Annotated in this window: 25 protein-coding genes and 1 tRNA gene; 13 read left to right on the top strand and 13 right to left on the bottom strand. The window is 60.5% G+C overall.

The genetic code is table 11. The features are described from left to right. Window positions 1–112 precede the first annotated feature (112 nt). From EM858_RS04555 to EM858_RS04545, 3 genes are read left to right on the top strand one after another with little or no spacing between them, the layout of a single operon-like run. A complete protein-coding gene (locus EM858_RS04555; RefSeq protein ID WP_164865305.1) occupies window positions 113–2,413 on the top strand; it encodes an FdhF/YdeP family oxidoreductase in 2,301 nt (766 codons plus the stop codon). Next, window positions 2,413–2,715, top strand: coding sequence for a hypothetical protein (locus tag EM858_RS04550; protein WP_127755991.1), 303 nt, complete (start codon window positions 2,413–2,415; stop codon window positions 2,713–2,715). Before EM858_RS04555 ends, EM858_RS04550 begins: the two co-directional genes overlap by 1 nt. A gap of 17 nt (window positions 2,716–2,732) precedes the next feature. Beyond that, a complete protein-coding gene (locus tag EM858_RS04545) occupies window positions 2,733–3,227 on the top strand; it encodes a peptide deformylase (protein ID WP_127755990.1) in 495 nt (164 codons plus the stop codon). A 3-nt stretch (window positions 3,228–3,230) separates the two neighbouring features. Here the strand turns inward: EM858_RS04545 and EM858_RS04540 are convergent, their stop codons facing one another. Further along, window positions 3,231–3,656, bottom strand: a complete 426-nt coding sequence (locus tag EM858_RS04540; protein ID WP_127755989.1) for an OsmC family protein — start codon at window positions 3,654–3,656, stop codon at window positions 3,231–3,233. Window positions 3,657–3,767: 111 nt separating this feature from the next. On the opposite strand from EM858_RS04540, the gene EM858_RS04535 reads away from it, so the two are divergent. Next, complete coding sequence (locus EM858_RS04535) at window positions 3,768–3,935, top strand: Thivi_2564 family membrane protein (protein ID WP_003502827.1); 168 nt, start codon at window positions 3,768–3,770, stop codon at window positions 3,933–3,935. A gap of 76 nt (window positions 3,936–4,011) precedes the next feature. On the opposite strand, the gene EM858_RS04530 is transcribed toward EM858_RS04535, so the two are convergent. Further along, entirely contained in the window at window positions 4,012–4,437 is a 426-nt protein-coding gene (locus EM858_RS04530; RefSeq protein ID WP_020813199.1) for a PAS domain-containing protein, read from the bottom strand. Window positions 4,438–4,740: 303 nt separating this feature from the next. Between EM858_RS04530 and EM858_RS27070 the strand changes: the two genes are divergently transcribed. Beyond that, window positions 4,741–4,902 (top strand): hypothetical protein, encoded by a 162-nt coding sequence (locus EM858_RS27070; protein ID WP_078053104.1) that lies wholly within the window; start codon window positions 4,741–4,743, stop codon window positions 4,900–4,902. A 198-nt stretch (window positions 4,903–5,100) separates the two neighbouring features. Here EM858_RS27070 and EM858_RS04525 read toward each other — a convergent pair. Beyond that, a tRNA-Leu gene (locus EM858_RS04525) sits at window positions 5,101–5,185 on the bottom strand. Window positions 5,186–5,374: 189 nt separating this feature from the next. Between EM858_RS04525 and lipB the strand changes: the two genes are divergently transcribed. From lipB to EM858_RS04510, 3 genes are all read left to right on the top strand, one after another. Further along, window positions 5,375–6,106, top strand: coding sequence for a lipoyl(octanoyl) transferase LipB (lipB, locus tag EM858_RS04520; RefSeq protein ID WP_120947647.1), 732 nt, complete (start codon window positions 5,375–5,377; stop codon window positions 6,104–6,106). A 66-nt stretch (window positions 6,107–6,172) separates the two neighbouring features. Further along, entirely contained in the window at window positions 6,173–7,240 is a 1,068-nt protein-coding gene (locus tag EM858_RS04515; RefSeq protein ID WP_080816967.1) for an NAD(P)-dependent alcohol dehydrogenase, read from the top strand. An 87-nt stretch (window positions 7,241–7,327) separates the two neighbouring features. Beyond that, complete coding sequence (locus EM858_RS04510) at window positions 7,328–8,263, top strand: DMT family transporter (RefSeq protein ID WP_164865327.1); 936 nt, start codon at window positions 7,328–7,330, stop codon at window positions 8,261–8,263. Window positions 8,264–8,283: 20 nt separating this feature from the next. Here the strand turns inward: EM858_RS04510 and EM858_RS04505 are convergent, their stop codons facing one another. The 5 genes from EM858_RS04505 to yajC form a co-directional block, all read right to left on the bottom strand. After that, window positions 8,284–8,742 (bottom strand): hypothetical protein, encoded by a 459-nt coding sequence (locus EM858_RS04505; RefSeq protein WP_127755988.1) that lies wholly within the window; start codon window positions 8,740–8,742, stop codon window positions 8,284–8,286. A gap of 144 nt (window positions 8,743–8,886) precedes the next feature. Further along, window positions 8,887–9,732: a phytoene/squalene synthase family protein gene (locus EM858_RS04500; protein ID WP_127755987.1), complete on the bottom strand. Its 846-nt coding sequence runs from the start codon at window positions 9,730–9,732 to the stop codon at window positions 8,887–8,889. A gap of 23 nt (window positions 9,733–9,755) precedes the next feature. Beyond that, the gene (locus EM858_RS04495) at window positions 9,756–10,148 is read right to left on the bottom strand and encodes an Mth938-like domain-containing protein (RefSeq protein WP_003524967.1); all 393 of its coding nucleotides are present in this window, start codon (window positions 10,146–10,148) and stop codon (window positions 9,756–9,758) included. Then, window positions 10,148–12,721: a protein translocase subunit SecDF gene (gene secDF, locus EM858_RS04490; RefSeq protein WP_003524965.1), complete on the bottom strand. Its 2,574-nt coding sequence runs from the start codon at window positions 12,719–12,721 to the stop codon at window positions 10,148–10,150. Before secDF ends, EM858_RS04495 begins: the two co-directional genes overlap by 1 nt. Window positions 12,722–12,801: 80 nt before the next feature. Continuing rightward, the gene (gene yajC, locus EM858_RS04485) at window positions 12,802–13,149 is read right to left on the bottom strand and encodes a preprotein translocase subunit YajC (protein ID WP_003524964.1); all 348 of its coding nucleotides are present in this window, start codon (window positions 13,147–13,149) and stop codon (window positions 12,802–12,804) included. A 206-nt stretch (window positions 13,150–13,355) separates the two neighbouring features. Between yajC and EM858_RS04480 the strand changes: the two genes are divergently transcribed. Together EM858_RS04480 and fdhA are read left to right on the top strand one after the other, a co-directional pair. Next, window positions 13,356–14,228 (top strand): ATP-binding protein, encoded by an 873-nt coding sequence (locus EM858_RS04480; protein ID WP_127755986.1) that lies wholly within the window; start codon window positions 13,356–13,358, stop codon window positions 14,226–14,228. 161 nt (window positions 14,229–14,389) lie between these two features. Then, entirely contained in the window at window positions 14,390–15,580 is a 1,191-nt protein-coding gene (fdhA, locus tag EM858_RS04475) for a formaldehyde dehydrogenase, glutathione-independent (RefSeq protein ID WP_059753224.1), read from the top strand. Between the two features lie 97 nt (window positions 15,581–15,677). Here fdhA and EM858_RS04470 read toward each other — a convergent pair whose 3' ends face one another. Beyond that, entirely contained in the window at window positions 15,678–16,337 is a 660-nt protein-coding gene (locus EM858_RS04470) for a TetR/AcrR family transcriptional regulator (protein ID WP_127755985.1), read from the bottom strand. 110 nt (window positions 16,338–16,447) lie between these two features. On the opposite strand from EM858_RS04470, the gene EM858_RS04465 reads away from it, so the two are divergent. Continuing rightward, a complete protein-coding gene (locus EM858_RS04465; protein WP_127755984.1) occupies window positions 16,448–17,842 on the top strand; it encodes a cytochrome P450 in 1,395 nt (464 codons plus the stop codon). Window positions 17,843–17,897: 55 nt separating this feature from the next. On the opposite strand, the gene EM858_RS04460 is transcribed toward EM858_RS04465, so the two are convergent. The 3 genes from EM858_RS04460 to EM858_RS04450 all read right to left on the bottom strand — a co-directional run bounded on the left by EM858_RS04460 (window position 17,898) and on the right by EM858_RS04450 (window position 20,046). Further along, on the bottom strand, window positions 17,898–18,101 hold the full coding sequence (locus EM858_RS04460) for a DUF3126 family protein (protein WP_003524869.1): 204 nt from the start codon (window positions 18,099–18,101) through the stop codon (window positions 17,898–17,900). A 141-nt stretch (window positions 18,102–18,242) separates the two neighbouring features. Further along, window positions 18,243–19,067, bottom strand: coding sequence for a serine O-acetyltransferase (cysE, locus tag EM858_RS04455; RefSeq protein WP_080816963.1), 825 nt, complete (start codon window positions 19,065–19,067; stop codon window positions 18,243–18,245). 202 nt (window positions 19,068–19,269) lie between these two features. Next, window positions 19,270–20,046 carry an alpha/beta hydrolase gene (locus EM858_RS04450; RefSeq protein WP_035261230.1) on the bottom strand — a complete coding sequence of 259 codons (777 nt, stop codon included), beginning with the start codon at window positions 20,044–20,046 and terminating at the stop codon, window positions 19,270–19,272. 170 nt (window positions 20,047–20,216) lie between these two features. Here EM858_RS04450 and EM858_RS04445 point away from each other — a divergent pair, with 170 nt between their 5' ends. Next, a complete protein-coding gene (locus tag EM858_RS04445; protein ID WP_003502857.1) occupies window positions 20,217–20,462 on the top strand; it encodes a zinc-finger domain-containing protein in 246 nt (81 codons plus the stop codon). 30 nt (window positions 20,463–20,492) lie between these two features. After that, window positions 20,493–21,674, top strand: a complete 1,182-nt coding sequence (locus EM858_RS04440; RefSeq protein ID WP_127755983.1) for an FAD-dependent monooxygenase — start codon at window positions 20,493–20,495, stop codon at window positions 21,672–21,674. 2 nt (window positions 21,675–21,676) lie between these two features. Here the strand turns inward: EM858_RS04440 and EM858_RS04435 are convergent, their stop codons facing one another. Beyond that, entirely contained in the window at window positions 21,677–22,864 is a 1,188-nt protein-coding gene (locus tag EM858_RS04435) for a cystathionine beta-lyase (RefSeq protein WP_127755982.1), read from the bottom strand. Window positions 22,865–23,037: the final 173 nt, after the last annotated feature.

Here is a 23,037-nt window from a genome sequence, read left to right as displayed (position 1 = left end):
GCACAATTAAGACATTGACAGGCAGCGTGGAACGGCGCTTCTGGATAGGCATTTGACAAACGGCAAACGCCGACAGGCGGGCACGAGAAGACAGATTCCGGGAATCAGGACCATGAGCAAGACGGACTTCATTGGCAAGGCATCGACCGCCGCAGGCGGCTGGGGCGCACTCAAAAGCGTCGGCAAACGCCTTCTCGAATCCGGCGCCCCGATTTCCGGCGCCCGCACGCTTTTGAAGACCAACCAGCCGGATGGATTCGACTGCCCGGGCTGCGCCTGGGGCGACCCGGAACATGGCTCCTCTTTCGAGTTCTGCGAAAACGGCGTCAAGGCGGTGTCATGGGAGGCGACGGAAGCCCGGGTGCCGCCGGATTTCTTCGCCAGCCGCACCCTCTCGGAACTGCGCGGCTGGTCCGACTACGATCTGGAGAAACAGGGCCGCCTCACCCACCCCATGCGTTATGACCGGGCGAGCGACAGATATCTGCCCGTCTCCTGGGACGATGCCTTCGCCGAAATCGGCCGTATCCTCAACAGTCTCGACAGTCCGGACCGGGCGGAGTTCTATACCTCCGGTCGCGCCTCCAACGAGGCGGCCTTCCTCTATCAGCTGATGGTCCGGCTTTACGGCACCAACAATTTCCCCGACTGTTCCAACATGTGCCACGAAGCGAGCGGCGTCGGCCTGAAGGCTTCGATCGGCGTCGGTAAGGGCACCGTGCTGCTTGAGGATTTCGAGCAGACGGACGCCATTTTCGTCATCGGGCAAAATCCCGGCACCAACCATCCCCGCATGCTGGGCGATCTGCGCCGCGCCGCCCTTCGCGGCGCCCGCATCGCCGTCTTCAACCCCATCCGCGAAAAGGCTCTGGAGCGCTTTGCCGACCCGCAGGACAAGGTGGAGATGATTACCGGCAGCAGCACCCGCATCGCCACCAATTATTACCAGCCGCGCCAGGGCGGCGACATGGCGGCCGTGCGCGGCATGAGCAAGGCGGTCTTCGCCGCCGACGATGCCGCAAGGGCGGCGGGCGAACCCGCCATCATCGATTACGACTTCATCGCCGAACATGCGGCGGAGTTCGAGGCCTATCGCGCCGCCGTCGATGCGACGAGCTGGGAAAGCATTCTCGACCAGTCCGGCCTCACCCGCGCGGAGATCGAGGAAGCCGCCCGCATCTACATGAATGCCGGTTCCGTTATCGCCACCTGGGCCATGGGCGTCACCCAGCACAAGCATTCCGTCATCATCGTTCGCGAGATCACCAACTTCATGCTGCTGCGCGGCAATGTCGGCCGGCCCGGCGCCGGCCTTTGCCCGGTGCGCGGCCATTCCAACGTGCAGGGCGACCGCACCGTCGGTATCGACGAAAAAGCCCCGCCCGCACTTCTCGACGCGCTGGAAAAGGAACTCGGCGTCCCCATGCCGCGCAAGCCCGGCCACAATACCGTCGAAGCAGTCGCCGCCATGCTGGATGGCAAGGCGGAGACTTTCATCGCGCTCGGCGGTAATTTCATGCGGGCGACGCCCGACAGCCCGCTGATCGTCAAGGCCTTCGAAAAGCAGAAGCTGACCGTCAACATCGCCACCAAGCTCAACCATTCGCATCTGGTGCCGGGCGAAACCTCCTTCGTGCTGCCCTGTCTCGGCCGAACGGAAATCGACCGCAATTCGGCCGGCCGCTCGCAGATCGTCACGGTGGAGGATTCCATGAGCATGGTGCACGGTTCCGGCGGCATCAACCCGCCGGCCTCGGATGAGCTGCGTTCGGAAGTCGCCATCGTCGCCGGCATCGCCGAGGCGACGCTTGGCAATGCCCATGTCGACTGGAAGGCGCTTGCCGATGATTACGATCTCATCCGCGACATGATCGAGCGGGTCATTCCCGGTTTCGATAATTTCAACGAGCGCGTCCGCGTGCCGCGCGGTTTTCATCTGCGCAACGCGGCAGCCGAACGGGAATGGAACACACCGGCGAAAAAGGCCACCTTCTATAGCGGCCCCTTGCCCGAACAGACCGAACACCAGCAGGCGCTCACGCGCGATGACCTGTTCGTATTGCAGACCTTCCGTAGCCACGATCAATACAACACCACGATCTACGGCATGGATGACCGTTATCGCGGCGTCTATGGCGAGCGCCACGTCATCTTCATGAACCCGAAGGACATGGAAGCGCTCGGCGCCCATTCCCGCCAGCGCGTCGACGTCATCGGCGAATATGGCGACGGCGTGGAACGTATTGCGCGGAATTTCCGGCTGGTGCCCTACAATATCCCGCAGGGCAGCGTCGGCGGTTATTATCCGGAGCTGAACGTGCTGGTGCCGCTGTCGAGCTATGGCGAAGAAAGTTTCACGCCGACATCGAAATCGGTGCTCGTCTCCGTTCGCCTGCGCCGGGATGCCTCCTGATGGAAGAGGAGCAATCCACTGCGGCTTTCATGGCGGCGGTGGAGCGGGTTCAGGAAAGCGCCTCACAGGCGCTGACCGCCACGGGCGCAGCGATCCTTCTTTCGGTTTATCTGAACATCGCCGCTGACAGCCGCAGCATCGCCAACCGGCTGGGGCTTGCGCACGCCCTCATTCTGCGCGAAATCACAGCCCTGTCACCACGTTTCGTGCGGGTGACAAAACGCGATGCCCGCACCCAGCGCAGCTTTCTGGAGGCAACCGAAGAAGGACGGACCCTTGCGGCGGCGTCCCTGCGGATTTGAAACGAACGGAGCATTCCTTGGCAATCAGGCCGATCCTGCCCTACCCCCATCCCGGCTTGTCCGAAATCTGTCCGCCGGTCACGGCTTTCGACGGGCAATTGCAGGAGCTGGTGACGGACCTGATCGACACGATGCGCGCCGCACCCGGCGTCGGCATCACCGCCGCCCATATCGGCATAAAACAGCGAGTTTTCGTGCTGGAACTGACACCGGGAACCGTGCTCACCTACGTCAATCCTGAAGTCGTCAGCCAATCCACGCAGACCATGCGCCATATGGAGGGCAGCGTCTCCATGCCGGGCTTTACCGACGAGGTGGAGCGGCCCTGCGAAATCGAGGTGAGATTTCAGGACATAGCCGGCGGCGAACACCGGCAGACCGCCGAAGGATTTCACGCCATCTGCATCCAGCACGAGATCGACCAGCTGGACGGCATTTTCTGGCTGAAGCGCCTCTCGAAGCTCAAGCGCGACCGGCTGGTAAAAAAATGGGAAAAATCCCGGAAATCCTGATGGTCAGCCGGTAATCGACAGCGCAAATTCCGCATCGCCCTTCAGCGTGTTGCTGACGGTGCAGATATCCTCGGCCATATGGGCGATGGCGCTGCGCGTGGCCTCATCGAAATCCCCCTTTATCTCTATCCGGACATCGAAACGCACGATCCGCGACGGCTCCTCCTCAGCCTTTTCGCCTGCTACTTGCACCACGACCTTTTCGAACCGGTCGAGCACGCCCATGCGGCTCGCCGCAATCCGGGCGCTGAGCGCCAGACAGGCCGAAAGCGACGAATAAAGAAGATCGAGTGGATTGAAACCCGGCTCCGAGGCCGCCGTCACCACCGTCAGGGCGCCTCCGGTGGCAGTGACGACATCGGGATGCCCAAGACGGCCAAGAGTGACGACAGCCCCCGTCGGCCGCTTTTTAACCCTGAACTGATTCATGCCCGACCTCGCGCCGCGATTTCACCCGATGGAACCAAAATTAGCCTCGCGCTTTTACTCACGCAACGGTGAACGACCGTTGAGTATTGATTGAAAAGGGAGCTGGGACATATGGTTACATCTACGCTCGTCAGCATTCTGATCACCTTCCTGGTGATTGTGCTCGTCTTGTGGCTTATCGCGCGACTGCCGGTCGGCGGCGGTGCGAAACAGATCGCACAGGTGATCGTCATCATCATCGGCATTATTTCGCTGCTGAAATATCTCGCCGTCTTCTGATGTCCCCGCCCGGTGCAGACGAAAAAAGGCGGCGAAAGCCGCCTCTTTTTATGCGCGGTTTTCACCCGGCCTCTCTCTATTGCCGAGGCTCGAACTGATAGGTTTTTTTCAGGGTAATATCACGAACGCTGCCAATGCCCAGAAACGGTGTATTGTCGGCATCAAAAATCGCCCTGCCCTTCGCCACGATCCACCGGTCCGACCCGTCCGGCAGATTGACCTTATAGCGCTGGTCGAAAAACACACCGGTAGTGATGCTCTCAAAAATCGCCTGCGCCACCTGATCGCGCATCTCGACATCGATTCTTTCGAGAATCTCCTCGATCGTCACCCCGCGCGACGCAACCGGCTCCGAAAACCCGTGGCATTCCGCAGTGACCGCATCCATGATCAGCCTGTTGTCGGAAATGCTCCACATGTAATAGCCAAGCGCATTGTCTGAATCCGTTTTGTCCCCCAGCACGAAAACCCCCAGACATATTTTCCTGACAAAAGCTAACATCGGACCTCTAATATTCCACCCCTCGTTTTTGTAGGGGGGAACCGCACGGCTACTCCAGCGTGCATCGATATCCACCGAAATTTGATGATGACCGAGTCCAGCTAGAGCATTTCCAGTAAAAGTGCGTAGCGGTTTTACGTCCGTAAATGCGAAAAAAACAAAGTGATAGCGCACCTCCGACGATTCCGTTTTGACCGGACATGCTCCAGGGTTCCGAAATGGACGATAAATTTCAAAGAGTCATCGCAAAACCACCTGGCTGCGCCTACATGGCTTGTGATGAGATGTCGAAGGAGTTCAATAATGGTGCGAGCCGCCCTCACTTTCGGATTGCTGACCGCAACCGTCTTTCTGGCCGGGTGCCAGACGTGGCATAGTCCATATCGTGGAAACGAGTGGCGGATGGATCAGGTCATGGATGGTGACCCCTACCGTGTCGGTGACGGCCAGCGCAACCGACGCTGATCCACCTCGTCCATTCAATTAGAACGGCGGCAGGTCGATAATTTGCCGCCCTTAATTCATGGCGCTCTGGCTGCGGGGAAAAGCAGATTGGCGTGGCTTGGGACACATCCAATACGGTCCAACGAACCGGGGACAGGAAACAGAAGGCAAGCTAAACGACTGGCTAAAAAAGAAAAAACCCGCCGAAGCGGGTTTCTTTGGTGCGGTCGAGAAGACTCGAACTTCCACGGGTTGCCCCACAGCGACCTCAACGCTGCGCGTCTACCAATTCCGCCACGACCGCATCGTGGTAGGCGTCGACTTGCGCCGACGGGGGTGCATGTAGCAAAAGGATTTTCGGTGCACAAGAGCGTCGTGACAGTTTTTTGAAATTAAAAATCGCACCGCACCATCCTATATGCAGGAAGCCCGGAAATGCTGGGGTTGCGGCCTTGTCGCCATTTTGCGAGAAGGCTGTGGAAAGGACTTTTTCATGCTCACACGCACCGATATCGAGACAAACATGCTGCCCGCCGCCGGATCGCCGCCCGTTCGCTGGCGAATCTCGGAAGGCCTCGTCCCCTATGAGCAGGCGATTGAGGAAATGGAGCGTGAAGTCGCGGCCATTGCAAATGGCGAGGCCGACGAACTCGTCTGGCTTCTGGAACATCCGCCGCTCTATACCGCCGGCACCAGCGCCGATGCCGCGGATCTTATAGAGCCGGAGCGTTTCCCCGTCTTCGCCACGGGTCGTGGCGGCGAATATACCTATCACGGGCCGGGACAGCGGGTCGTCTATGTCATGCTCGACCTGAAGCGGCGGCGGCAGGATGTCCGCGCCTATGTTGCGGCGCTGGAGGATGTCATCATCCGCACGCTCGACAAGATGAATGTGCGTGGCGAGCGGCGCGAGGACCGCGTCGGCGTCTGGGTCCGGCGGCCGGAGAAACCGCTGCTTCCCGATGGCGGCATGGCCGAGGACAAGATCGCGGCACTTGGCATCAGGCTGCGCAAATGGGTGAGCTTCCACGGGCTCTCGATCAACGTCGATCCAGACCTCTCGCATTTTTCCGGCATCGTTCCCTGCGGCATCAGCGCCTATGGCGTCACCAGCCTTGTCGATCTTGGATTGCCGGTTATGATCGGCGACGTCGACGTTCTGCTGCGCGAGGCCTTTGAGGAGGTGTTTGGCGAGGCAGTGCCCGAAACCGGCGCAAGCGGCTGATCCCACCGCAACCTTTGCCGCAGGCCGGTGTTTCCAGCATCGATCACCACAAGAGGAGGAACGACCATGTTTACAACGTCCGCCTATGCCTGCGATGACGGCTCTTCGCCGATGAAGCTCGCGACCATCAAGCGTCGCGATCCCGGCCCGCGCGATGTCGAAATCGAGATAGAATTCTGTGGCGTCTGCCACTCCGATATCCACACGGCCCGCAGCGAATGGCCGGGCTCCCTCTATCCCTGCGTTCCCGGCCACGAAATCATCGGCCGCGTCGGGCGGGTGGGCTCACAGGTCACCCGGTTCAAGGCGGGCGACCGCGTCGGCGTCGGCTGCATCGTCGATAGCTGCCGGGAATGCGCAAGCTGCGCCGAGGGGCTGGAGCAATATTGCGAAAACGGCATGACCGGCACCTATAATTCGCCCGACAAAGCGATGGGCGGCGGCGCGCATACGCTCGGCGGTTATTCCGCCCACGTCGTCGTCGATGACCGTTACGTCCTCAACATTCCCGAAGGCCTCGATCCGGCGGCGGCGGCACCCCTGCTCTGCGCGGGTATCACCACCTATTCGCCGCTGCGTCACTGGAACGCCGGCCCCGGCAAGCGTGTCGGCGTCGTCGGTCTCGGCGGTCTTGGCCATATGGCCGTCAAGCTCGCCAACGCCATGGGCGCGACGGTGGTTATGATCACGACGTCGCCGGGCAAGGCCGAGGATGCGAAAAAGCTTGGCGCACACGAGGTGATCGTTTCGCGCGATGCCGAGCAGATGAAGAACGCCGCTTCGAGCCTCGATCTCATCATCGACGCCGTGGCCGCCGATCATGACATCAACGCCTATCTGGCGCTGCTGAAACGTGACGGCGCGCTGGTGCAGGTGGGCGCGCCGGAAAAGCCGCTCTCGGTTATGGCCTTCAGCCTCATTCCCGGCCGCAAGACCTTTGCCGGCTCGATGATCGGCGGCATTCCCGAGACGCAGGAAATGCTGGATTTCTGCGCCGAAAAAGGCATCGCCGCCGAAATCGAGATGATCGATATCGATCAGATCAACGACGCTTATGAACGCATGATAAAAAGCGATGTGCGTTATCGCTTCGTCATTGATATGAAGAGCCTACCGCGCGAGAAGGCCGCCTGAACCCGGAAGGGGGCGATCTTGCGGGCGTCCCCTCTCCCGTTGGACCTTTCGGTCGAAAGCGCAGCCTGACCCATGACTCCCCAATCCATGACCAGCCAGACCGGTTTCAACGATATCGCCAAAGGCATGACCATCATGGCGGGTTGCATGCTGGTGCTGCCGGTCATGGATGCGATTGCCAAATACATGGCGGTGAGCGGCGGCATGTCGCCGGCGCAGGTAACCTTCTACCGCTTCTTTTTCCAGGTGCTCTGCACCCTGCCGCTGCTGCTGGTGGTGTCGCCCAGGGCGCTGTTCAGCGCCAAACGACCGTGGATGAACTGCCTGCGCGGCGTCCTGCACGCCTCGGCCAGCCTGATGTTCTTCGCCGCCGTCAAATACATGCCGCTCGCCGATGTCTTCGCGATCTATTTCGTCGAACCTTTCATGCTGACGATGATGTCGGCCCTCTTCCTTGGCGACAAGGTGGGCTGGAAGCGCTGGACGGCGATTGCGGTCGGCTTCGGCGGTGCCTTAATCGTCATTCAGCCAAGTTTCGAAATCTTCGGCTGGACATCGCTCCTGCCGGTCGCCTGCGCCTTTCTTTATACGCTTTACCTTTTTCTGAATCGCGCCATCGGCGATGCCGACAGCCCGCTGGTCATGCAGACAATGTCTGGGATCGCGGGGACCGTGTTCATGGGGGCCGCACTCTTCGCCGGCGATGCGCTGGGCGACAAGGATTTTACCGTTTCCCTTCCGCAATCCGGCTTCGCACTTGCCCTTCTCATATTGTTGGGATCGATATCCGGCTACATGCACCTGCTGATCGTCAGGGCCTTCCGGCTGGCGCCGCTCTCTCTGCTAGCGCCGTTCCAGTATTTCGAGATCATCTCGGCGACGATCCTCGGTTATGCGCTGTTTTCGGATTTCCCGACGCCGTCGAAATGGCTCGGCATCCTCATCATCGTCGCATCCGGCCTGTTCATCATCTGGCGCGAACGCCAGCAGGCCGGTGCGACCCCGCCGCTTGACGGACAGTGACAGCCAACACCAGACGCGTCTCAACCATTCGAGGGCAGCGGCCCTTCGTCGTGATGATCCTGCGCCTCCACAAGACTGCCGAGCAACCAGAGGGAAACCTCGGCCGCCTCTCCGGCTGATTTGAACCGGTATGAGCCGCTATATTTAGGCATGTCGAAAAAAGTGACGACGAAACCGTCGCCGCTCTCAAGACTTTCAACCCGGATGCGCTCGGGATCGATCATCACGCACACATAATGCGATCCCATATTGCGCATGAAGCCGGCCTTGTTGTCGTGCAGCCGCACAAAGGCCGCGCCGCCACCCGCCGTCATATGCAGACTTCTGATCGCCTCATTGGGAAAGGCGCGGGCGAAATCCATGATCGCCTGCCCCACATCATGACTGTTATCCTCATCCGTCGCCCGCGTCATGCGCCAGGCGTAAACAGCGAAGACCGAAAGCAGCACGAAAACGATAATCCAGATCGCAATACTCATCCGGGGCGCTCCCTCAGCATCGAAACATCACGATTCGCGAATCGAAACGATGCGAACCCGGTTCAGGTTCATATAGACCGAGGCTTGTGTGAAGTGTGGCTTTGCGGGATCGACGTCGTTTCGCCGCCTGCGCGGTCTGCACAATCAGAAACGCTTGAGGAAGGAAGCCTTCGCCAGCAGCCATTGCCGGCGAAGCTGCGACAGTTGCAGGTCGCCGTCGAATACGCCGCTCCCCGCCTTTCGGGCGGCAGCGATGACCGGGCCGGACAGGGCAACGGGAAGGTAAGCCGCAAAGACATTTTTCGAAATTTTCGCGCGTCTCGCCTTCTCGATATGATCCAGCGCATGAGCCGCAAAAATTTCGATGGCGATGCCGATGCGCTGCCTGTCCTGGCCTTCAAGAAAGGTCTCGCGGTCGAGCCCGGCCGCAGCCAGCATATCGGCGGGAATATAGACCTGCCCGCGACGCCGGTGCAGCGGCATGAGCAGCAGCATGCCAGCCATGGCCTGCGCCACGCCCGCGTGCCCTGCCGCCTCGGCGCTGGATGCGGCGTCTTCAGCGGAAAGCACGAGGCTTGCAAGCTGGATCAATGCGGATGCGGTCTCTCCGGCATAACCTTCCAGCGCATTGCGATCCTCGAACAGGTCGTCATAGAGATCGAAGATACGCGCCTCGATCATATTGGCCAGAACCGGGCGCGGCAGGCGATAGTGCTCGATCGTCGTCAAAAGCGCTGCGGCCACCGGGTGGGCCTGGCTGTCGCCATGCGGATTGCCGTCGAGAAGATCGCGCCACCATTGCATGCGCACTTCGCCGGGCAGCGCTTCGCGCACGGAATCGCGGATGCGGGCGATTTCGGCATTGAAGGCATATAGCGCGGCAAGCGCATTACGCTTTTCGGCAGGCGACAGAAGACAGGCGAGATAGCGGTCGCGATCGGTATCGCGCAGCGTCGCGAGGCAGACGTCGAGATTTTCTGTGGGTGCCATGGTTCCCCGCGCGAAACGTCCTGTCAGCCTTCGACGGCAATCAGCGCCGCAGCCACGGCGCGCGATTCCGACAGCATGATATTATAGGTGCGCACGGCGGCGCCCGTGCTCATCGGGTCAACCGAAATGCCCGCTTCCTTAAAGGCGGCGCGCAATTCCTTCGGCAGGACCCGCATGCCGTCGCCCGTTCCGATCAGCAACACTTCGATATCCTGCGCTTCCGCCAGAACCTTTTCGAAATGTCCGACCGTCAGTTCTTTCGCATCGACAGGCTCCCACCCATAGATGCCCGAAGGCAGGAGCAGAAGCGAACCGCGATGCGACATGTCGGCAAAACGGAACCCGCCATTGCCATAGGCATCGATGGGCGCCCGGCCGGGAAAATGGGCCGGGCGTATTTCAATCCCGCCGGCCATCAGACGGCAGGCTTGCCGCCAATGGCGCCGGTGTTGTTTTCTTTCTTGTCGTCCTTCTCATCTTCCGCATCCTTGCTGTCAGGACGCAGCTTGAAGGCGATCAGCACAGGAGCGGCGATGTAGACCGAGGAGAACACGCCGATACCGACACCGAACAGCATGGCGAAGGTGAAGGAACGGATGACCTCGCCACCGAAGAGATACAGTGCCAGCAGTGCCAGAAGTACGGTCAGACCGGTAAGGATCGTACGCGACAGAGTCTGGTTCAGCGACACGTCGATGATCATGGAAAGCGGCATCTTCTTGTATCGCCTGAGGTTTTCACGGACACGGTCGTAGATGACCACGGTATCGTTCAGCGAATATCCGATGATCGTAAGGATCGCCGCGATACTGGTCAGATTGAACTCTATCCCAAGGAAGACGAACAGGCCGATAGTGAAGACCACGTCGTGCACCATGGAGATGACCGCGCCGAGTGCAAACTGCCACTCGAAGCGAACCCAGATGTAGACCATGATCGCCGCCATGGCGAGCATAACGCCGATGGTGGAGGTAACGGTCAGGTCGCCGGAAACGGCAGGACCCACAACTTCCACGCGGCGGAAGTCGTATTTGTCCTCAAGCTCGCCGCGTACCATGGTGATGGCGGACTGCTCGGCATTTTCGCCGCCGTCCTGCGCCTGGATGCGGATGAGAACATCCTGCGGCGTACCGAAATTCTGCGCCTGGATTTCACCCAGATTGAGCTGGTTCAGACGATCGCGAATATCGGCGAGATCGGCTTCACCCTGCTTGGCGCGCACTTCGATGACCGAACCGCCCTGGAAATCGATGCCGAGGTTCAGACCCTTGGCCACGAAGCCGCCGACGCAGGCGAGCATGATGGCGCCGGTGATCATGAACACCACGCGGCGATAACGCATGAAGGGAATGTCGCGACCGTCGAACATGGCGGTGCGGACACCCTTCGGCAGGTGTTTCGGACGGCTGCGGCGAACCCAGTAGCCGAACATCCACGCCGTCAGCGTATAGGCCGTGAAGACGGTGGTGATGATGCCGACGGCCAGCGTAACCGCGAAGCCCTTCACCGGGCCTGTGCCCATGTAGAACAGCACGCTTGCCACGATCAGCGTCGTCAGGTTGGCGTCGATAATGGTCGCAAAGGCGCGGGTGAAGCCGTTATCCAGTGACTGGATCAGCGGTTTGCCGCTCTTCACCTCCTCGCGTATTCGCTCATAGATCAGAACGTTCGAATCCACGGCCATGCCGATGGTCAGGACGATACCGGCAATACCCGGCAAGGTCAGCGTCGATCCGATCACACTCAACACAGCGAGCAGCATGATAACGTTGACAATGAGGGCGATATTCGCCAGCAGGCCAAAGAAGCCGTAAAAGACGAACATGAAGATGAGGACGCCGACGGCGCCGATGGCGCTGGCCGTCAGGCCGGCGGTGATGGAGTCGTTACCGAGGCTCGGGCCGACGGTGCGTTCTTCAACCACGGTCAGCGTGGCCGGCAACGCGCCGGCGCGCAGCAGAACCGCGAGATCGTTCGCGCCCTGCACCGAGAAGTTACCCGAAATCTGTCCCGAACCGCCGATGATCGGCTCGCGGATGACAGGCGCGGAAATGACCTGGTTATCGAGCACGATGGCGAAAGGCTTGCCGACATTCTGCTGCGTCGCCTGCGCGAAGCGCTGCGCGCCGCGGCTGTCGAAGCGGAAGGTGACGACGGGTTCGTTGGTCTGCTGGTTGAAGCTTGCCTGCGCGTCGACGAGATTGTCGCCGGAAACGAGCGCGCGGCGTTCCACCAGATAAGGAACCGGCGGATCGTCCTGCGAATAGAGAACCTCGGAGGTCGCGGGCGGACGGCCGTTCATCGCTTCCTGTACCGGCATCGTCGTATCGACCATGCGGAAGGAGAGCTTTGCCGTCTGATTCAGAAGCGATTTCAGGCGCTGCGGATCCTGAAGGCCGGGCACCTGCACGATGATGCGGTCCGAACCCTGACGCTGGATGAGCGGCTCGGTGGTGCCGACTTCGTCAACGCGGCGGCGCACGACTTCGATGGACTGCGAAACGGCCGACGACAGGCGGTAATCGATGCCCTCATCCGTCAGGTTGAGCCTGAGCAGATTGTCGCCGCCGTCATTCATCGTCACTTCGGTGATCGAGCCGCCGACCAGCGTGCCGGCGGACACCGGCTGCGTCAGGTCGCGAAGCGCATTCTTGGCAGCTTCCACCTGAGCGGGATCGCTGATGCGGACCTGAATCTGCTGGCCGTTGCCGGTAAGCCCCGAATAGCGGATATTGGCGTCGCGAAGCTGTGTGCGCACATCGCCCACGATCGTTTCAAGCCGTTCCTTGACGATGTCGGAACGCTCGATCTTGAGCATGATATGCGAACCGCCCTGAAGGTCGAGACCGAGCGTTACCTTGTTGTCCTTGTACCAGGCAGGCATGCCCTCCAGCTGTTTGTCCGTAAACAGGTTGGGAGAGGCGATGAAGACGCTTGCCAGCACAAGCAGCCAGATGAAGACTGTTTTCCAACGGGAAAAATGAAGCATTTCGATCTCGGTCAGGGTTGGGGTCGCGCTGCGCGCAACCCGTCAAAATTCGCAATCGGGCATTCGATAATCCGGCAGGATCAGGAAGCGGCTTCCGTCTTGACCACTTCGCCCTTCACACGCACTTCGGCAATGTAGGCGCGGGCGGCGCGGATTTTCACGCCTTCGGCGATTTCGACTTCGAGTTCATTGTCATCGATGACCTTGGTCACCTTGCCGACGATGCCGCCGCCGAGAACGACCTGATCGCCACGGCGAATATTGGTCAGCGTTTCCTGGCGCTTCTTCATCTGCGCGCGCTGCGGGCGGATAAGGAAAAAGTACCAGACCACCATGAGCGGCGCAAACAGGAAAAGCATTTCAAGGCCGGAACCGAAGGCCGATGCGCCGCCCGCTGCGTCCTGGGCAAAAGCTTGACTAATGAACATATAAAACTCCTCAGAATTACGGCACGACCTTGGATGCCGCCCCAGCTTTCAAGCCGCCGGAATATAGTGGGGAACGCCGGGATTGCAACAGATGCAGGGCCCACGCCGTACCGATTCCGGACCTCTTAACCTTTATGGGCCTGAAACGCCATGCTAGGCCGGGCGCAAAACAGAGTTTTGAACACCAGACAAGCGGAAGAAACACCATGATTCGAGAAGAAACGGCCTCCCTGCTTCTTTCAGAACTGCGCCGGCTCACCATCGCCGTGGAACGTCTGGCCGGGCCGGCGCCCGCCGTAAACGACTGGAATGCGGCCGATTGTTTCGTCTGGGCGCCAGTCAACTCCTTTATCCAGCCGGTTCCCCGCCCCAACCGCATCGCCCTGAAGCTCATCCGTGGCGTCGACCACGTCCGCGACATTCTCCACGAAAACACGCTGCGTTTCGCGGAAGGTTTTGCCGCCAATAACGTGCTGTTGTGGGGTGCGCGCGGCATGGGCAAATCCTCGCTGGTCAAGGCCGTTCACGAAGATGTGCGCGCGGCAAGCAGCGTTTCGCTGAAACTGGTGGAAGTGCACCGCGAGGACATCCACACCCTGCCCGCTTTGCTCGACATTTTGAAAGCCTCCGGCCATCGCGTCATCGTCTTCTGCGACGACCTCTCCTTCGATCATGACGATACGGCCTATAAATCGCTGAAGGCGGCGCTCGACGGAGGCATCGAGGGCCGGCCGGACAATGTGCTGTTTTATGCGACCTCCAACCGCCGCCATCTTCTGCCGCGCCACATGATGGAAAACGAGCAGTCCACCGCCATCAACCCTTCGGAAGCGGTGGAGGAGAAGGTTTCGCTCTCGGACCGTTTCGGCCTGTGGCTCGGTTTCCACAAATGCGGCCAGGAAGATTATCTGACGATGATCGACAGCTATGCGGCGCATTTCGATCTGGGTCTGGATCGCGAAACGCTGCATCACGAGGCGCTGGAATGGGCGACCACGCGCGGCGGCCGCTCGGGCCGTGTCGCCTGGCAATATATTCAGGACGCCGCCGGCCGCCTCAGAAAACCGCTCGACAGATAACGCCACCGTGACATCGGGCGAAACGCGGTGTCGTTACGACCACACCGCGTGTCGTATTCCCGAACGCCACATCTCCCCTCACATGGTTTGCTGCACCCATGGAGTCACCTGTCTGCGGAGGAGCGGACAGGTACGGTGTTCAAACCATGGAGGAGATGGATATGAGCAGGAACAGAGGCGTCGTCTACATGCGGCCGGGTCAGGTCGAGGTTCGCGATATCGATGACCCGAAGCTTGAGGCGCCGGATGGCCGCCGCATCGAGCACGGCGTCATTCTCAAGGTGATTTCCACCAATATCTGCGGCTCCGACCAGCATATGGTGCGCGGCCGCACAACGGCTATGCCGGGCCTCGTCCTCGGCCATGAAATCACCGGTGAAGTCATCGAAAAAGGCGTCGATGTCGAGATGCTGGAAATCGGCGATATCGTCTCGGTGCCCTTCAACGTCGCCTGCGGCCGTTGCCGCTGCTGCAAGTCGCAGGATACCGGCGTCTGCCTGACGGTGAACCCGTCCCGCGCGGGCGGCGCTTATGGTTATGTCGATATGGGCGGCTGGATCGGCGGACAGGCACGTTATGTCACCATCCCCTATGCCGATTTCAACCTGCTGAAGTTCCCTGACCGCGACAAGGCGATGTCGAAGATCCGCGACCTCACCATGCTGTCCGACATTCTGCCGACCGGCTTCCACGGCGCCGTCAAGGCGGGCGTCGGCGTCGGCTCCACGGTCTATGTCGCGGGCGCCGGCCCGGTCGGCCTTGCCGCCGCCGCATCCGCCCGCATTCTGGGTGCTGCGGTCGTCATGATCGGCGATTTCAACAAGGATCGCCTTGCGCACGCAGCCCGGGTCGGTTTCGAACCCGTCGATCTGTCCAAGGGCGACCGGCTGGGCGACATGATCGCCGAAATCGTCGGCACCAACGAGGTGGATAGCGCCATCGACGCCGTTGGCTTCGAAGCGCGCGGCCATGCGGGCGGCGAACAGCCGGCCATCGTTCTCAACCAGATGATGGAAATCACCCGCGCCGCCGGCTCCATCGGCATTCCGGGCCTCTATGTCACCGAAGACCCCGGCGCGGTGGATGCGGCAGCGAAACAGGGCAGCCTGTCGCTGCGCTTCGGCCTCGGCTGGGCAAAGGCGCAATCCTTCCACACCGGCCAGACGCCGGTGCTGAAATATAACCGCCAGCTCATGCAGGCGATCCTGCACGACCGCCTGCCGATTGCCGATATCGTCAACGCCAAGATCATCGCGCTCGACGATGCGGTGCAGGGTTATGAAAGCTTCGATCAGGGCGCGGCCACCAAGTTCGTCCTCGATCCGCATGGCGATCTGCTGAAGGCTGCCTGATACTTCAACGGCATATGGCTGATAATCGTAAAAGCGCCCGCGACGGATATCGTCGCGGGCGCCCTTGTTTTCCGGCCCTGTCACCGTCAGGTGAAGCTTACGGCTCCCCTACCAGCAGCGCTTCCAGCTCGGCTTTCGCTTCCGGGGAGAGATAGGGTCTGAACAGGCTTGAGACCTGCTTCAATCCCCAGTCCAGCTGCGGCGGACCGAACTCTGTGATACCCTCCTGAAGGTTGAGATAGGACGCCCAATAGGTGGAGACGATCCAGAGGTTCGTCAGAACGGCAGGCCGCTCTTCCTCGGGTATCGCGGCGAGGCCCGCTTTCTCCATGCGCGCGACGATATCGCCGACGGCAAGGCGCATCGCGGCGCTTATGGTTCGCACGGGCTCCACCAGCGCCGGGGCGGAAGAGACAAGACCGACCAGATCGCGAAACAGGAAACGATAGTCCCACACCAGCGAAAACCAGAGCCGCAGAAAACCGGCATAGGTTGCCGCCGCTCCCTCATCGGCCCCGTCAATCTTTCCGACAATTGCCAGCGCATCGGCCTCGAACCGGGCAAACAGCGCCAGAACCAGCGCTTCCTTGGTGCGGAAGTGATAATAGAGATTGCCCTCATTGATCTCTACCGCCCTTGCGATTTCGGCGGTCGTCACGTGGTCGGGCCCGCGCTCGTTAAACAGAGTGAGAGCGGCGTCGAGAATTCTCTGGCGTGTGGGGCGTGCCGCCGTCCGCCCGGTACTGCTTTTCTTCATTGATTTCGAACCCGACCATTGAAATATAAGGTATGCACCTTAAATACTCACAATAAGGTATACACCTTAACAGGAAATGTAAGTGTTCAACGCGGACAAAGGACCTGTAAATGACCGGAACCGACCTTCGCACCGCCTCCCCGGATACGCCCGGAATCGCTCCCGTCTCCAAATTCGCAACAGCCCGCGTCGCGCTGTCGCTCATCCGCAATCCGCTGAAGGCTCTGCCGCCGGAAATTTTCAGCGAGCCGGCGGTCTTTACCCGTCTCGGCGGCGTCATGCGGGTTCATCTTGCCGATCCCGCGCTTATCCATGAGGCGCTGGTCAAGAACGCCCATCTGCTCGGCAAGGGCGAAGATGTGCGCCGCGCCCTCGGCCCCGCGCTCGGCCAGGGGCTTCTGACGGCCGATGGCGATCACTGGAAGTGGCAAAGGCAATCCGTCGCCGCAGCGTTCCGGCACGAGAAGTTGCTGGAATTGCTGCCGGTCATGATCGACGCCGCGCGCCGCACGCAAGAGCGCTGGCACGCATCGCCTGCCGGCGACATCGATATCGGCCATGAGATGATGCGGACGACCTTCGACATCATCGTCGAAACCATGATGTCCGGCGGCCATGGGATCGATATAGCGCGCGTCGAGCAAAGCATCACCGATTATCTGAAACCCACGGGCTGGACCTTCGCACTCGCCATGCTGGGCGCACCGGAATGGCTTCCGCATCCGGGCCGGCGCAAGGCGCGCGCGGCGGTGGATTATCTTCGCTCCAGCCTTGCAACCGTCATTTCCGAAAGGCGACAAAATCCGATTGAGAGGAACGATCTGGTTTCCATGCTGCTCGAAGCGAAAGATCCGGAAACCGGGCGCATGATGAGCGACACCGAAATCATCGACAATCTCCTGACCTTCATCACCGCCGGTCATGAAACCACGGCCCTCGGCCTTGCCTGGACCTTCCATCTACTCTCGCAAAACAGCGACGTGGAGCGCAAGGTCATCGATGAGATCGAGGCCGTTACCGCCGGTGAACCGGTCGCGGCCGAACATATCGCCCGCCTGACCTATACCAGACAGGTATTTTCGGAAGCGATGCGGCTTTACCCCCCCGCCCCTGTCGTGACACGCACGGCATTGCAGGACTTCAGGCTCGGCGAACACGATATCCCCGCCGGCACCGTTCTTTATGTACCGATCTACGCCGTCCACCGGCACACAACACTGTGGGAAGAACCCGACCGCTTCGACCCGTCGCGCTTCGAGCCCGAAAAGGTCAAGGCGCGCCACCGCTATGCCTACATGCCCTTCGGTGCCGGCCCGCGCGTCTGCATCGGCAATGCCTTTGCCATGATGGAGGCTGTCGCAATCCTTGCCGTGCTTTTGCAGAACGACCACCTCAGGAACAAAAGCCCGGCAAATACCGAGCCGCTGATGCGGGTCACTTTGCGTCCGGAAAACCGCCTGATGATGCGGGTCAGCAGCCGAAAAAACAAATCGCCCGCGGCCTAACCGCCACGGGCGACTGTTTCAGTGCGAAACTCCATCCGTCACCGGATGGTGACGATCACAGATCGACGTCGAGGATCGCCATGGAGAAGTTGTAGGAGCGGTCGCCGTCTTCGTCATCGATATAAACGACGCCGAGAAACTCTTCGCCAAGATACACTTCGGCGGAATCGTCCTTGCGCGGACGCGCCTTGACCACCATCGTCGGGTTGAAGGTGCGCTTGAAATAGGCGTCGAGTTTTTTGATTTCGTCGGCTTTCACCACTATTCTCCTGTGCGGTTCGCGTTGGCCCGCTTTTGGCATGGGACAAAGGCCAAAGTAAAGTGAAAGCGGCAAGTCATCCGTGTCTTCCACACGGACGACCGTGAAAATGCCGGCCCCATCGGAGCGCGGCAGGGCCGGTCAGATATCGGCCCCGATAAGCTGGTCCATCAGGCGCGAGGGTTCGGAACACCCTGCTTCTCCCACCACACGCGCCGGCACGCCGGCAACGGTCGTCTTGGGCGGAACCGGTTTCAGCACCACCGAACCGGCGGCGATGCGCGAGCAGCTGCCGATCTCGATATTGCCGAGGATTTTCGCGCCGGCCCCGATCATCACGCCATTGGCGATCTTCGGATGGCGGTCCGCCCCTTCCTTCCCGGTGCCGCCGAGCGTGACGCCGTGCAGGATGGAGACGTTGTCGCCGATCACGGCCGTCTCACCGACGACAAGCCCGGTGGCATGATCGAGGAAGATGCCCTTGCCGATGCGCGCGGCCGGATTGATATCGGTCTGGAAAATGCTCGAGGAGCGGCTTTGCAGATAAAACGCGAAGTCCCTGCGGCCCTTCTGCAGCAGCCAGTGGGCGAGCCTGTGGGTCTGGATGGCCTGGAACCCCTTGAAATAGAGGAGCGGCTCCATGAAGCGCGTGCAGGCCGGATCGCGGTCGTAAACGGCCTGAATGTCGACGCGCAGCACGCTTCCCCATTCCGGCCAGTCATCCAGCATGTCCTGGAAGGTCTGGCGCAGAAGCACGGCCTGCATGTCGGGATGATCGAGGAGTTCGCAGATGCGATAGATCACACATTCTTCGAGAGACCGGTGATTGAGGATCGTCGAATAAAGGAAGGCCGAAAGCAGCGGGTCCTGTGCCGCGGCACTTCGGGCTTCATTGAGCAGGCTGCCCCAGATGGGATCGACGATCGCCAGCTGTTCGGGCTGACGGGCCTCGGTACGTGCGACCATGAATGGTCTCCTCGTTTGCAGTGGTCGTTCTTTATACAGAAAAAGACGTGCATTAGAAATGGGATTCGAATGACGACTTTAAAGGCGGCAAGGCTTCAGTTTTTCTTCATGCAGCATGAAAAACCGTTTCTTGCCGTGCCCTCAGCGTTGCCACATTTCCGGACGGAAAACCGGGCCCCGCTTTTCCTGGAAATGTTCCGGATCAAAGCGAGCGGTAAAATTCCAGCACCGCCGCCTTGAACACCCGGTCGCCGACGGCCAGCATATGGTCGCGGCCGGGAATATCGATGGCCCGCGCGTGCGGCATGATCGCGGCAAGCTCCGCACCGGAACCGGCGATATCGTCCTTCGTTCCGACCGCGATCAGCGTCGGCGCATCGATTTTCTCAGCCTGTTCGCGCGTGACGAGAACCCGCGACGTCTCGATACAGGCGGCCAGCGCCAGCCGGTCGCTTTTCGTCTGGTCGGCAAAGGCGCGGAACATGCGGCCGCGCTCATGGGTGACGACATCGAGCGAAGGGGCGAGAAGCGCCTCGGCAATCGGATCCCAGTCGCCGACACCTTCGACCATGCCGATGCCGAGCCCGCCGAAGACCAGCGAACGCACGCGCTCCGGATGCGCCATGGCCAGAAAGGCGGAAATGCGCGCACCCATGGAATAGCCCATCACATGCGCTTCGGCGATGCCGAGATGGTTGAGCAGCGCCACCGCATCGCCCGCCATGACGGGCGGATAATAGGCTTCGGAATCGTGCGGCTTGTCGCTTGCGCCGTGGCCGCGATTGTCGATGGCGATCACCCGGTAGCCCGCTTCCCCCAGCGTCTTCAACCAGCCGGGATGCACCCAGTTGACATTGGCGCTGGAGGCGAAGCCGTGGATCAGCAGAACCGGTTCGCCCGCCGGATCGCCCTCGTCGAAATAGGCAAGGCGAAGGCCGTCATGGGAAAAATCGGAAAACTGCGGCGTGTTGAGATTCATCAAGGACATCCTTTTTGCCGGACCATATGGCAGGAATTAGCAATGTTGAACATGTTTTGCTGACGATTTTTATGGAGATGCAATGCGTTTGAGGCTACATATCCGCAACGACGAGCCGACACGCGAAGACGGATTGCGGCTCGATAACGATATTGCATTTGGAGACGAACATGGCCGGGCATTCCATTCCCCACTTCCAGAACGATGGCGGACACCGCATGATCGAGATCGGCGTCAAGGAATTCATGTGCACCGGCGCTTCCGTGCCTTTCGATCATCCGCATATCTTCATCGATATGGGCGACGACAACGAGAAGGTCTGTTCCTATTGCTCCACCCTTTACCGCTACAATCCGTCGCTGAAGGCAGAGCAGACCAATCCTCCGGGCTGCGTCTTCCATGTGAAGGCCGCCTGACCTTCCACTTTTCCTGATCGGGGCGCACCAATGCCCATCAAATCCGTAGCCATTGTCGGTGCCGGCATCGCCGGTCTCACCGCTGCCCTTTCCTTTGCCCGGCACGGTATCGATTGTGACATCATCGAGCAGGCCGGTGAGCTGACGGAAGTGGGTGCAGGCCTGCAACTCTCGCCCAATGCCGCCCGCATTCTCGCCGAACTCGGCGTGCTGCCGGAAATCCAAGCGCGCTGGACCGAACCGGTCAGCGTCGAACTCGCCTCCGGAAAATCGCTCGCCACGCTGCTCTCCCTGCCGATGGGCGCGGTGGCTCGCACACGCTGGGGCGCACCCTACGGCGTGCTGCACCGCTCGACGCTGCAGAATGCGCTTCTCCAGGCGGTGACACGCAACCCGCTCTGCCGCCTGCATCTTGGCAAGCGCATCGAAAACGCGACGGTGGACGCGATTGCCGCAACCACCTTCCGTGACCATGATCTGATCGTCGGCGCGGATGGCGTCTGGTCGGCGGCCCGCTTCGCGGTCCCTTCCGCCCCCGCAGCCACCTTCTCCGGCAATATTGCCTGGCGCTTCACGGTCGCCGCAAACGATGTGCCGTCAGCCATCAATAAAAGCGCCGTGACCGCCTATCTGGGTTCCGGGGGCCATATCGTCGCCTATCCGCTGAAGGAAGTCGGCGGTTTCAACATTGTCGCCATCGCGCTCGGTGCCGACCCCGGCGCAACCTGGCGGGCGGAATCGAGCGGGCGGCAGAAAGCCATGCTGCTGGAACAGTTTCGCGGCTTCAGCCCGGATATCGTCCGATTGCTCGATTCGTCTGAAAATCCGACCTTCTGGCCGCTCTATCAGGCCGGCCCGGGCCGCTGGCACAATGGCCGCGACACGGTGCTGATTGGCGATGCGGCGCATGCCATGATGCCCTTCGCCGCACAGGGCGCGGCCATGGCGATAGAGGATGCTTTCGAACTTGCGGGAGCGACGGCAGGCGGCAGTGCCGAAAAAACCCTGCCCTTGCCGCAGGCCCTTGCCGCTTTCGAGTCCCTGCGCCTGCCGCGCATAGAAAAGGCCCGCAAGCGGGCCTCTCTCAATCGTTTTGCCTATCACGCCACAGGCCCGGTGCGTATTGCGCGGGACTTCGTGTTTTCCACGCGTCCCACCGACGCCTTCCTGAAGGACTTCGACTGGCTCTACGGCTATCGCGCCAAAGGCTGAGGTCAAACCCCGGCCGCTGCCGCAAACCCGGCCTCGAGGTCCTTCTTGAGATCGGCGATATCCTCAAGACCGATCTGCAGGCGGATGACCGGTCCTTCCGAGGGGCCCTTGGCAATGGTCCTGTCGACAAGCGAGACCGAAACGGCAAGCGATTCGTATCCGCCCCAGGAATAGCCGAGCCCGAAGAAGGTCAGCGCATTGAGGAAGGCGGCCGCCGCCTGCTTGTATTTGCCCTCTTCCGCCTTCAGCACGAAGGAGAAGACACCGCTTGCGCCCTGGAAATCGCGCTTCCAGAGTTCGTGCCCGGCAAAGCTCGGCAGCGCCGGATGCAGCACGCGGACGACGTCGTCACGGCTCTCCAGCCATGTGGCGATATCGAGCGCGCTTTTCTGATGGTGCTCCAGCCTTATCCCCATCGTGCGCATGCCGCGCAGTATCTGATAGGCATCGTCAGAGGTGACGCAGATGCCGAGATTGGTATTGGCCTGATAAAGCGCCTTCCAGTGCTTTTCATTGGCCGAGACGAAACCCATCAGCACATCCGAATGACCCGAAGGATATTTGGTGGCGGCGTGAATGGAGACATCGACGCCGAAATCGAGCGGCTTGAAATAAAGCGGCGTCGCCCAGGTATTGTCCATCGTCACCACGCAATCATGCCGGTGAGCGATATCGGCGATCAGCCTGACATCCTGAATTTCGAAGGTGTTGGAGCCCGGCGCTTCCAGATGCACCAGCTTCGTGTTCGGCCGGATGAGAGCCTCAATGCCCTCCCCGATTGCCGGGTCGTAATATTCCACCTCGACACCGAGCTTCCGCAACATCGTATTGCAGAAACGACGCGTCGGAAAATAAACGGAATCGACGATCAGCGCATGGTCGCCGGCGCCGAGATAGGCAAGGAACGGCACGGTGATGGCCGCAAGGCCCGAGGGCACGAGAATGGTTCCGGCAGACCCTTCCAGCTGGTTGACGAGATTGCACAAAGCATCCGTCGTCGGCGTGCCGTGGGTGCCATAGGTATATTTCTGGTTTTCGGTCGAAAGCGTCTCCGCGTCGGGAAAAAGCACGGTCGAACCGCGCACGATGGGCGGATTGACGAAACCGAAACAGTCCGCGGGATCGTTGCCGCCATGGGTCAGGCGCGTATTCACACCTGCGGCGGAAAGCAGGTCATTTGTCTTGGTCATTTCAGATCAGCTTTCGAAGGAACATTGACGCGTGCGACAATGCTAAGAGCGCAACGCAAGGTCAAGTCCCGCAGGGACGCGTGAGGGGGTTGGATTGATCCATCGCCAACCAGAATACAAGAAGTATACAAATACTGTGCAAGTGCAAATTTCCGCAAAAATATGCTTATATT

Source organism: Agrobacterium sp. CNPSo 2736 (assembly GCF_004005385.1).
Classification (GTDB): domain Bacteria; phylum Pseudomonadota; class Alphaproteobacteria; order Rhizobiales; family Rhizobiaceae; genus Agrobacterium; species Agrobacterium leguminum.
Note: the sequence above shows the minus strand (reverse complement) of the source record. Positions and strands in the feature narration are given on the sequence as shown.

Bases quoted from the DNA above. Each gene is read 5' to 3' on its own strand.
- EM858_RS04505 (WP_127755988.1), bottom strand. From the start codon at position 8,742: ATGAGTATTGCGATCTGGATTATCGTTTTCGTGCTGCTTTCGGTCTTC.
- EM858_RS04535 (WP_003502827.1), top strand. From the start codon at position 3,768: ATGGTTACATCTACGCTCGTCAGCATTCTGATCACCTTCCTGGTGATT.
- EM858_RS04555 (WP_164865305.1), top strand. From the start codon at position 113: ATGAGCAAGACGGACTTCATTGGCAAGGCATCGACCGCCGCAGGCGGC.
- EM858_RS04445 (WP_003502857.1), top strand. From the start codon at position 20,217: ATGGCCGGGCATTCCATTCCCCACTTCCAGAACGATGGCGGACACCGC.
- EM858_RS04530 (WP_020813199.1), bottom strand. From the start codon at position 4,437: ATGTTAGCTTTTGTCAGGAAAATATGTCTGGGGGTTTTCGTGCTGGGG.
- EM858_RS27070 (WP_078053104.1), top strand. From the start codon at position 4,741: ATGGTGCGAGCCGCCCTCACTTTCGGATTGCTGACCGCAACCGTCTTT.
- EM858_RS04515 (WP_080816967.1), top strand. From the start codon at position 6,173: ATGTTTACAACGTCCGCCTATGCCTGCGATGACGGCTCTTCGCCGATG.
- EM858_RS04495 (WP_003524967.1), bottom strand. From the start codon at position 10,148: ATGGCCGGCGGGATTGAAATACGCCCGGCCCATTTTCCCGGCCGGGCG.
- cysE (WP_080816963.1), bottom strand. From the start codon at position 19,067: ATGGTCGCACGTACCGAGGCCCGTCAGCCCGAACAGCTGGCGATCGTC.
- EM858_RS04465 (WP_127755984.1), top strand. From the start codon at position 16,448: ATGACCGGAACCGACCTTCGCACCGCCTCCCCGGATACGCCCGGAATC.
- yajC (WP_003524964.1), bottom strand. From the start codon at position 13,149: ATGTTCATTAGTCAAGCTTTTGCCCAGGACGCAGCGGGCGGCGCATCG.
- EM858_RS04540 (WP_127755989.1), bottom strand. From the start codon at position 3,656: ATGAATCAGTTCAGGGTTAAAAAGCGGCCGACGGGGGCTGTCGTCACT.
- EM858_RS04550 (WP_127755991.1), top strand. From the start codon at position 2,413: ATGGAAGAGGAGCAATCCACTGCGGCTTTCATGGCGGCGGTGGAGCGG.
- EM858_RS04450 (WP_035261230.1), bottom strand. From the start codon at position 20,046: ATGAATCTCAACACGCCGCAGTTTTCCGATTTTTCCCATGACGGCCTT.
- EM858_RS04510 (WP_164865327.1), top strand. From the start codon at position 7,328: ATGACCAGCCAGACCGGTTTCAACGATATCGCCAAAGGCATGACCATC.
- lipB (WP_120947647.1), top strand. From the start codon at position 5,375: ATGCTCACACGCACCGATATCGAGACAAACATGCTGCCCGCCGCCGGA.
- fdhA (WP_059753224.1), top strand. From the start codon at position 14,390: ATGAGCAGGAACAGAGGCGTCGTCTACATGCGGCCGGGTCAGGTCGAG.
- EM858_RS04470 (WP_127755985.1), bottom strand. From the start codon at position 16,337: ATGAAGAAAAGCAGTACCGGGCGGACGGCGGCACGCCCCACACGCCAG.
- EM858_RS04440 (WP_127755983.1), top strand. From the start codon at position 20,493: ATGCCCATCAAATCCGTAGCCATTGTCGGTGCCGGCATCGCCGGTCTC.
- EM858_RS04435 (WP_127755982.1), bottom strand. From the start codon at position 22,864: ATGACCAAGACAAATGACCTGCTTTCCGCCGCAGGTGTGAATACGCGC.
- EM858_RS04480 (WP_127755986.1), top strand. From the start codon at position 13,356: ATGATTCGAGAAGAAACGGCCTCCCTGCTTCTTTCAGAACTGCGCCGG.
- EM858_RS04500 (WP_127755987.1), bottom strand. From the start codon at position 9,732: ATGGCACCCACAGAAAATCTCGACGTCTGCCTCGCGACGCTGCGCGAT.
- secDF (WP_003524965.1), bottom strand. From the start codon at position 12,721: ATGCTTCATTTTTCCCGTTGGAAAACAGTCTTCATCTGGCTGCTTGTG.